General features: G+C 73.0%; 9 protein-coding genes and 2 pseudogenes. 2 read left to right on the top strand and 9 right to left on the bottom strand.

Annotation, left to right across the window (positions count from 1 at the left end; all coding sequences use genetic code 11):
- Window positions 1-237 precede the first annotated feature (237 nt).
- Window positions 238-634, bottom strand: a pseudogene (locus tag ACY34I_RS39670) (M23 family peptidase); the annotation flags it as partial.
- Between the two features lie 214 nt (window positions 635-848).
- On the opposite strand from ACY34I_RS39670, the gene ACY34I_RS39675 reads away from it, so the two are divergent.
- Both ACY34I_RS39675 and ACY34I_RS39680 read left to right on the top strand, forming a co-directional pair.
- Complete coding sequence (locus tag ACY34I_RS39675) at window positions 849-1,523, top strand: methyltransferase (protein ID WP_462760585.1); 675 nt, start codon at window positions 849-851, stop codon at window positions 1,521-1,523.
- A complete protein-coding gene (locus ACY34I_RS39680) occupies window positions 1,520-2,626 on the top strand; it encodes a sulfite oxidase (RefSeq protein WP_462760587.1) in 1,107 nt (368 codons plus the stop codon). Before ACY34I_RS39675 ends, ACY34I_RS39680 begins: the two co-directional genes overlap by 4 nt.
- 42 nt (window positions 2,627-2,668) lie before the next feature.
- On the opposite strand, the gene ACY34I_RS39685 is transcribed toward ACY34I_RS39680, so the two are convergent.
- The 8 genes and pseudogenes from ACY34I_RS39685 to rimM all read right to left on the bottom strand — a co-directional run.
- Window positions 2,669-2,992 carry a DUF2469 domain-containing protein gene (locus tag ACY34I_RS39685; protein ID WP_007075222.1) on the bottom strand — a complete coding sequence of 108 codons (324 nt, stop codon included), beginning with the start codon at window positions 2,990-2,992 and terminating at the stop codon, window positions 2,669-2,671.
- Complete coding sequence (locus ACY34I_RS39690) at window positions 2,989-3,873, bottom strand: ribonuclease HII (RefSeq protein ID WP_462760589.1); 885 nt, start codon at window positions 3,871-3,873, stop codon at window positions 2,989-2,991. Before ACY34I_RS39690 ends, ACY34I_RS39685 begins: the two co-directional genes overlap by 4 nt.
- Complete coding sequence (locus ACY34I_RS39695) at window positions 3,867-4,352, bottom strand: NUDIX hydrolase (protein WP_148794886.1); 486 nt, start codon at window positions 4,350-4,352, stop codon at window positions 3,867-3,869. The genes ACY34I_RS39690 and ACY34I_RS39695 overlap by 7 nt, the downstream gene beginning before the upstream one ends.
- Window positions 4,353-4,400: 48 nt before the next feature.
- Window positions 4,401-5,033, bottom strand: a complete 633-nt coding sequence (gene lepB, locus ACY34I_RS39700) for a signal peptidase I (protein ID WP_462760592.1) — start codon at window positions 5,031-5,033, stop codon at window positions 4,401-4,403.
- 9 nt (window positions 5,034-5,042) lie between these two features.
- Window positions 5,043-5,911: pseudogene (gene lepB / locus ACY34I_RS39705) on the bottom strand (signal peptidase I).
- A 193-nt stretch (window positions 5,912-6,104) separates the two neighbouring features.
- Complete coding sequence (rplS, locus tag ACY34I_RS39710) at window positions 6,105-6,464, bottom strand: 50S ribosomal protein L19 (protein ID WP_073832528.1); 360 nt, start codon at window positions 6,462-6,464, stop codon at window positions 6,105-6,107.
- Window positions 6,465-6,607: 143 nt separating this feature from the next.
- Entirely contained in the window at window positions 6,608-7,384 is a 777-nt protein-coding gene (trmD, locus tag ACY34I_RS39715; protein ID WP_462760594.1) for a tRNA (guanosine(37)-N1)-methyltransferase TrmD, read from the bottom strand.
- Window positions 7,385-7,400: 16 nt separating this feature from the next.
- Window positions 7,401-7,917 (bottom strand): ribosome maturation factor RimM (gene rimM, locus ACY34I_RS39720; RefSeq protein ID WP_462760596.1); only part of this gene is annotated, 517 nt, incomplete at its 5' end.

The raw sequence follows: 7,917 nt of genomic DNA on the forward strand, positions 1-7,917 counted from the left end.
AGGTCAGGCGGGAAAGCGTCCGGAGGGACACGCACCAACGGACCGGATGAGGCTGCCCCGCGCAGCCCACCGACACCAGAGCGTGAACACGACCAGCACACCCACCCCCGGCCACCAGCCACGAGGAGCCGCCCTGGGCGCAGGATTCCACTTCCACGCCCACGCGACCCCACCACGGTGGGAAACGATCCCGGAAACCCCATCCGACTCAGGATCACTAAGCTGATCAGGGACGCTGCCGATCGGCGTGCCGGCACCGACCGGGGTGCCTGCCAGGAGGCGGGGGTCCACGGGGTTCGTAGGTGGTGCGTAGCCCGACGGTGACCACGGGGCGTCCGGCCACCGGGCCCGCGAAGAGCACGATCCCGGCGCCGGCGGCGCGGACCTCGACGCCGGGGGCGGCGGCCAGGTCGACGCCGCGGTGGCCGGGTAGCCACGGCTGCGGCGGCGGGTCGAACCGGCGTACCGGTCGGGGGGTGCCGGCGAGCGGCCAGCCGAATCGCGCGACGCCGGATGGGCGGGGTGACGCCGGGTCGGCCGGCGGCCGAGGATCCCCGGCAGGGACGGTGGGCGGCAGCGGTCGGGGCGCCGCCCGGTCGGACGGTGGGGCGAACGCGGCCCCGGCGGAGGCCATGGCTAGCCGGGGCCCGGCGGGGAGCGGGACGACCAGCAGCAGGAGTCCGAGGGCCGTGGTGGCCCGGCGCAGCAGGTTCGGCACCTTCGCCACTCTGCCGTCGCAAGTGGGTCGCCGCGACCGGCGGGCGCGGTGACTGTGGACGATGGGTGAGCTGTGGATGGCCCCCGTGCGCGGGACGGATCTGGTAAGCGGCGGCCCCTATGCTGGCCGCGTGACGAAGGACTGGTACGCCTGGCACGCCGACTACGACCAGCCCGGCTCGGCGCTGTCCCGACGTCTCGCCGAGCTGCGGGGCCGGATCCGGGACGCGCTGGACGTCGCACCGGCCGGTCCGCTGCGGGTGATCAGCCTCTGCGCCGGCCAGGGGCGGGACCTGATTCCGGTGCTCGCCGCCCATCCCCGGCGGGAGGACGTCACCGCCCGGCTGGTCGAGCTGGATCCGCGCAACGTCGCGGTGGCCCGGGCGGCCGTCGCCGAGGCCGGCCTCACCGGGGTGGAGGTGGTGGCGGGCGACGCGGCGCTGACCGACCGGTACGCGGACCTCGTCCCGGCCGACCTCGTGCTGGTCTGTGGGGTGTTCGGCAACATCGTCGACGCCGACGTCCGGGCCACGGTGCGGCACTGCGCCGCGCTCTGCGCCACCGGTGGCACGGTCTTCTGGACCCGGCACCGCCGGGAGCCGGATCTGGTGCCCACCATCTGCGACTGGTTCGCCGAGGCGGGGTTCACTCCGGTCGCGGTGAGCCGCCCCGCCGACGGGGTGGGGGTGGGCGTGCACCGGTTCACCGGTACGCCCCGTTCGCTGGCGGCCGGCGTGCGGATGTTCGAGTTCGTCGGCCACGACCGGCGTGAGCCGTCCCTGGCCGACCCGAGGGAGCCGAGATGACCACTGTGGACGACGTCAGCCGCCCCTCCCGGGTGGCCGAGCCGGGCGAGGCGATCAGCGCCGAGGAACTCCAACTGGCCGCGCGTAACCACGGGATCCCGCTGGAGGCGCTCCGCTACGACGTGACTCCGGCCGGCTTGCACTACCTGCTCATCCACTACGACATCCCGGATGTGGACCCGGTGGCGCACACGCTGACCGTCGACGGCGCGGTGCGGCAACCGCTCGCCCTGGACCTGGCCGCGCTGCGGGAGCGGCCCCGGGTCACCCACCGGGTCACCCTGGAGTGCGCCGGCAATGGGCGGGCGTTGCTGCACCCGCGACCGGTCAGCCAACCGTGGCTGGTGGAGGCGGTGGGCAACGCGGAGTGGACCGGTACGCCGCTGGCGCCGCTGCTGCGCGAGGCCGGGCTCGCCGCCGACGCGGTGGACGTGGTGTTCACCGGGGCGGACCACGGCGTGGAGCGCGGTGTCGAGCAGGACTACCAGCGGGCGCTGCCGGTCGCGGACGCGCTGCGCGAGGAGGTGCTGCTCGCGTACGAGATGAACGGTGCTCCCCTGCTGCCCCAGCACGGTGCGCCGCTGCGGCTGATCGTGCCCGGCTGGTACGGCATGGCGCACGTGAAGTGGCTGCGGAACGTGCGGGTGGTGACGGAGCCGTTCGACGGTTACCAGAACGCCGTGGCGTATCGGCTGCGGCAGGACGCCGACGACCCGGGCGTGCCGGTGACCCGGATCGAGCCCCGGGCCCTGGTCCGCCCGCCGGGCTTCCCGGACTTCATGTCGCGCACCCGGGTGCTGCGGCCGGGTCCGTGCACGGTGGACGGTCGGGCCTGGTCGGGCCACGCCCCGGTCACGGCGGTGGAGGTGACCTTCGACGGCGGTACGACGTGGGTGCCGGCGACCCTGGACGGGCCGACCGGGGGTGCGTGGGCGTGGCGACGCTGGCACGTCGAGTGGCACCCGACGCCGGGGCGCTACGCGCTGGGCGCGCGGGCGACCGACGCCTCCGGGCGCACTCAGCCGGTGGAGCAGCCGTGGAACCGGGGTGGTTTCGCCAACAACCTGGTGCAGCGGGTCGAGGTGATGGTGCTGGCGGAGTGATCCGCCGTGGTGGCGGGCGGCGCGTCGGCCCGCCCGCCGGGGTCAGCCGCCGAATCCGGAGTCTGCGGGAAGCGAGATGTCGGGCTTTTCGAGCTCTTCCACATTGACGTCCTTGAACGTCATCACCCGGACATTCTTGACGAATCGCGCAGGGCGGTACATGTCCCACACCCAGGCGTCGTGCATCTCCACCTCGAAGTAGACCTCACCGTCCGAGTTGCGGACGTGCAGGTCGACCTGGTTGGCCAGGTAGAAGCGGCGCTCGGTCTCCACCACGTAGGAGAACTGGCGGACAATGTCGCGGTACTCCCGGTAGAGCTGCAGCTCCATCTCGGTCTCGTACTTCTCGAGATCTTCCGCGCTCATCGCACTCCGCCTTCCATGACCACATCTTCCCCCACCGGCGCCGGAGGTCGCGCCCGCTCGCCCAACGCCACGCCGACGGTACCCCCTGGCGCGCCGGAGCGCTCCATCGGCTCGTCCGGGCCCCCGCCGGGCACCTCCGCCGGATCACCGAAGAGCGCCGCGATCGGGCCGCCGACGAGCGCCTCGCCGGGGCTATCGGCAGCCGGCCGCCGGGAGCGGGGCGGCTGCCCGTCCCGGCCCGAGACGGCCGCCACGTTCACGTACGAGAAGCGGTGCTCCCGGCACGGCCCGAGCTCCCGCAGCGCAGCGGTGTGCTCGGGGGTGATGTAGCCCTTGTGCTCGGCGAAGCCGTAGCCCGGGTACCGCTCGTCCAGCTCGACCATGATCCGGTCCCGGGTGACCTTGGCCAGCACGCTCGCCGCCGCCACGCAGGCGGCCACCCGGTCCCCCTTCCAGACCGCCAGCCCCGGCACGTCCAGCCCGTCGACGCCGAACCCGTCGGTCAGCACGTACTCCGGGCGGGTGGTGAGCGAGGCCAGCGCCCGGCGCATCGCGGCCAGGTTGCACACGTGCAGCCCACGCGCGTCGACCTCGTCGGCCGGGATGACCACCACCGCGTACGCGAGGGCCCGCGCCACCACCTCGTCGTAGATCCGCTCCCGGCTGGCGGGGGTGAGCAGCTTGGAGTCGGCCAGCCCGTCGATCTCGCCGCGCCGCCCCTCGGGCAGCACCGCGGCGGCGGCCACCAGGGGGCCGGCGCAGGCGCCGCGGCCGGCCTCGTCGGCGCCGGCCACGTGCCGGAAGCCTCGCCGTTGCAGGGCCCGTTCGAGGGCGTAGAGGCCGCCGTCGCGGCGAACCACCGTGCGCGGGGGCGTCAGCACGACCCACCTCCGGCGGCGGGCCGGTGCTCGGCCAGCGCGGCGGCGAGCCGGTCCGGCAGGTCCGGCGGGTAGCAGCGCTCGGTCGTGGCGGACAGCTCCGCCAGCGACCACCAGCGGTGGCCGGAGACGCTGGCCCGCTCGACCTCGTTGAAGCCCGCCGTGTCGACCTCCCAGGCGGGCACCCGGACCAGGAAGAACTCCTGCTGCTGGCGATACCAGACGCCGTCGAACGGGAACTCGACCGTCTCCGACCAGACCGGCGCGCCCAGCTCGGCCGGGGTGAGTCGCAGCCCGGTCTCCTCGGCCAGTTCCCGGGCCGCGCCCGCGGCCGGGCTCTCCCCCGGGTCCAGCCCCCCGCCGGGGGTGAACCAGTAGGCGTGCCCCGGTCGGCCCGGGTCGGTGCCGGCGAACAGCAGCACCCGGTCGGACGCGTCGACGAGCAGCACCCGGGCGGCGCGACGGGGGGTGTAGACGGTCACCGCCCAAGCCTGCCAGACGCGTCCGACGAACGCCCACGCCCTCCGGGGTCAGGGATTGGGAATCCCGTCGAACTGCTTCGGCACGGTGAGCCAGGTCGCCCGGCTGACCGGCCAGAAGATCGTGAAGGCACGGCCGACCACCCGGTCCTCGGGGATGGTGGCCTCGTTGATGTCCTCGCCCGACTGCTGCCAGTGCTCCAGCGAGTCGCCGGAGGCCTCCCGGTGGTCACCCATCACCCAGAGCCGGCCGTCCGGCACGGTGATGTCGAAGTCCTGGTCGGCGGGCTTGTTGCCGGGGAAGATGTACGGCTCGTCGAGCGGCTTGCCGTTGATCACCAGCCGCTCGTTGCCGCCGCTGCGGTCGCAGCAGATCACGTGGTCGCCGCCGACGCCGATCACCCGCTTGATGAAGTCCTCGCCTTGCGGGTTGCCGCTCCAGTCGGTGGGCGCCTTGAAGACGATCACCTCGCCCCGGTGGGGTGAGCGGAAATCGTAGACCAGCTTGTTGACCAGCACCCGATCGTCGATCTTGAGGGTGTTCTCCATGGACGGGGACGGGATGAAGAAGGTCTGCAGCACGAAGGCCCGTACCAGCACTGCGACCAGGATCGCCACGCCCAGGAGGATGGGCAGCTCCTTCCAGAAGGAGCTGCGCGGCTTTTCGGTCTGCTCGTCAATCACGGGAGGAGCCTACGTCCCCGGGCGCGACGCAGTCGCCCTGAACTCGCGAGAACGGAGAGCGCGGCCGTGACCGGGAGGATCAGGACGACACCCCCTACCGGGTCGGGATCGACCCGCACCGGTCCGGCCGGCGCGGCGTTGGGTCGCGGCAGGTCGGCGAAGGTCTGCGGGACCGGCAGGGTGGTCCACCGCTGCGACGGCCACACGATCATGAAGGCGCGGCCCACCACGTTGTCGATCGGCACCGGGCCCTGGCACCGGGCGTCCTGGGAGACCAGTCGGTGGTCGCCCATCACGAAGATCTGCCCCGGGGGTACGACCACCTCGGTGAACTGCCGGGAGCGGCACTCCTTCGGGTTCGGCGGCAGCTCGGCCGGGGAGTCCTCCGACACGTACGCCCGCTCGTCCAGCGGCACTCCGTTGACCACGACCCGGCCGTTGTCGCAGCACCAGATCCGGTCGCCGGGGACGCCGATGACCCGCTTGATGAAGTCCTTCTCGCCGGGACGGCTGATCCCCACCAGGTCGCCGAGCGTGCGGCCGACCTTGCCGGCGAAGTTGGTCGGCGGCGCCGGGGTCTCCTGGGCCACCCACCGGTCGGTGCCCCGGAAGACCACGACCTCGCCCCGGGCCGGGTCACGGACGTCGTAGACGACCTTGTTGACCAGCACCCGGTCGCCGATGAGGAGGGTGTTCTCCATCGAACCGGAGGGGATGAAGAACGCCTGGAGCAGGAAGGTGCGGATCAGCACCGCCAGGCAGAAGGCGACCACCAGGAGCAGGGGCAACTCCTGCCAGAGGGGCAGCTGCCGACGGGAGCGCCGGGACCGCCGGCGCCACGGATCGACGGTGCCGTCCTCGTCAAGCATCTGCGCCATGCCACTCCCCCGGTCCGCGGAAACGACACTACCGCCCGGGGGTCTCGCCGGGAGACCCCACGGGCGGTAGTGGATCGCTGTGCCACCGCGTCGAGCACGCGTGGCGCGCCGCCCCCTGCGCCCGTGCGACCAGGGTAATGCACTCCGGTCGATACGACATACGGGCAGGTCAGGCGGCGTGGCGAACGGAAATTCAGCTCGCCGGCTGCTTCTCGCGCAGCTCCTTGATCTTGGCCTTCTTGCCACGCAGCTCGCGCAGGTAGTAGAGCTTGGCGCGCCGCACGTCACCGCGGGTCACGACCTCGATCCGGTCGATCGCCGGGCTGTTGATCGGGTAGGTCCGCTCGACACCCACGCCGAAGCTGACCTTGCGGACCGAGAAGGTCTCGCGCAGGCCGTCACCCTGGCGGCGGATGACGACGCCCTGGAAGATCTGGACCCGGGACCGGTTGCCCTCGACAACCCGCGCGTGCACCTTGACGGTGTCACCGGCACGGAAGTCGGGGATGTCAACGCGCTTCGACTGGGCGTCAAGGGCGTCCAGGATGTTCATCGCTGCGTCCTCGTGAGGCTCACGGCGCACCGTCAGTCGATGCGCGAATGGGTGATTCTGACCCTCGGGTGGTGGCCGGCGGCGCCGACCCCGGTCGAGGGTCCTCGCAGCCGCCCACGGCGTGGACGGATGCGGCAACCCCTCTACTTTGCCACATCCCCCGGCGGCAGCTGAAATCCGCCCCGGTCCAACGCCGCCCGGTCCCGCTTGTCCAGGCTCTCCGGCGGCAGTGCGGCGATCATGTCGGGACGGCGGGCCGCCGTACGCAGCAGGGACTCGTCGCGCCGCCAGCGGGCGATCCGCCCGTGGTCGCCGGAGCGGAGCACCTCGGGCACCTCGTGCCCGCGCCAGGTCGCCGGCTTGGTGTACATCGGCGCCTCCAGCAGCCCGTGGGCGTGCGACTCCTCGTCCAGCGAGCCGGCGTTGCCGAGCACCCCGGGCAGCAGCCGGGTGACCGCCTCCAGGATGACCAGCACCGCCACCTCGCCGCCGAAGAGCACGTAGTCGCCGAGGGAGACTTCGGTCACCCGCATCCGGGTCGCCGCGTGGTCGAGCACCCGCTGGTCGATGCCCTCGTACCGGCCACAGGCGAAGAGCAGGTGCGGCTCGGCGGCCAGCTCGTGCGCCATCGCCTGGGTGAACCGGACGCCGGCCGGGGAGGGCACCAGCAGCCGGGGCCGCGGGTCGCCGTCCGCGGGGACGAGGGCGTCCAGCGCCTCACCCCACGGCTCCGGCCGCATCACCATGCCGGGCCCGCCGCCGTAAGGCGTGTCGTCGACCGTGCGGTGCACGTCGTGGGTCCAGCTCCGCAGATCGTGCACGGCCAGCCGCAGGGTGCCGCTCGCCCGGGCCTTGCCGATCAGCGACAGGTCGAGCGGGGCGAAGTAATCCGGGAAGATCGACACGATGTCGACGCGCATGAAGGGGTGGCTCCAGTCAGAGGTCGAGCAGCCCGCCGGGCGGGTCGACCACCACGCGCCCGCCCGCAAGGTCGACCTCGGGCACGATCGCCTTGACGAACGGGATCAGCGCCGTCCGTCCCTCGGGACGCCGCAGCACCAGCAGGTCGGAGGCGGGAGCGTGGTCGATCCGGGCCACCTCGCCCAGCCGCTCGCCCTGCGGGTTGACCACCGCGAGGCCGACCAGTTGGTGGTCGTGGAACTCCTCCGGGTCCTCCGGCGCGGCGACGTCGGCGCTGTCCACGCCGACCAGGGTGCCGCGCAGCGCCTCGGCGACGTTGCGGTCCAGCACGCCCTCGAAGGCGACCAGCAGCCGCCCCTGGTGCCAGCGCGCCGACTCGACGGTCAACTCCGTCGGCACCCGGTAGGCCCCGGGGGCCTCGGGCGCGACCGCCCCGGGCTCGGTGCGCAGCACCATGCCCGGGGCGAACCGTGCTTCGGGCTCATCGGTCCGCACCTCCACGGTGACCTCACCGCGGATCCCGTGCGGCTTG

It is taken from the genome of Micromonospora sp. RTBAU3-60 (assembly GCF_054963695.1).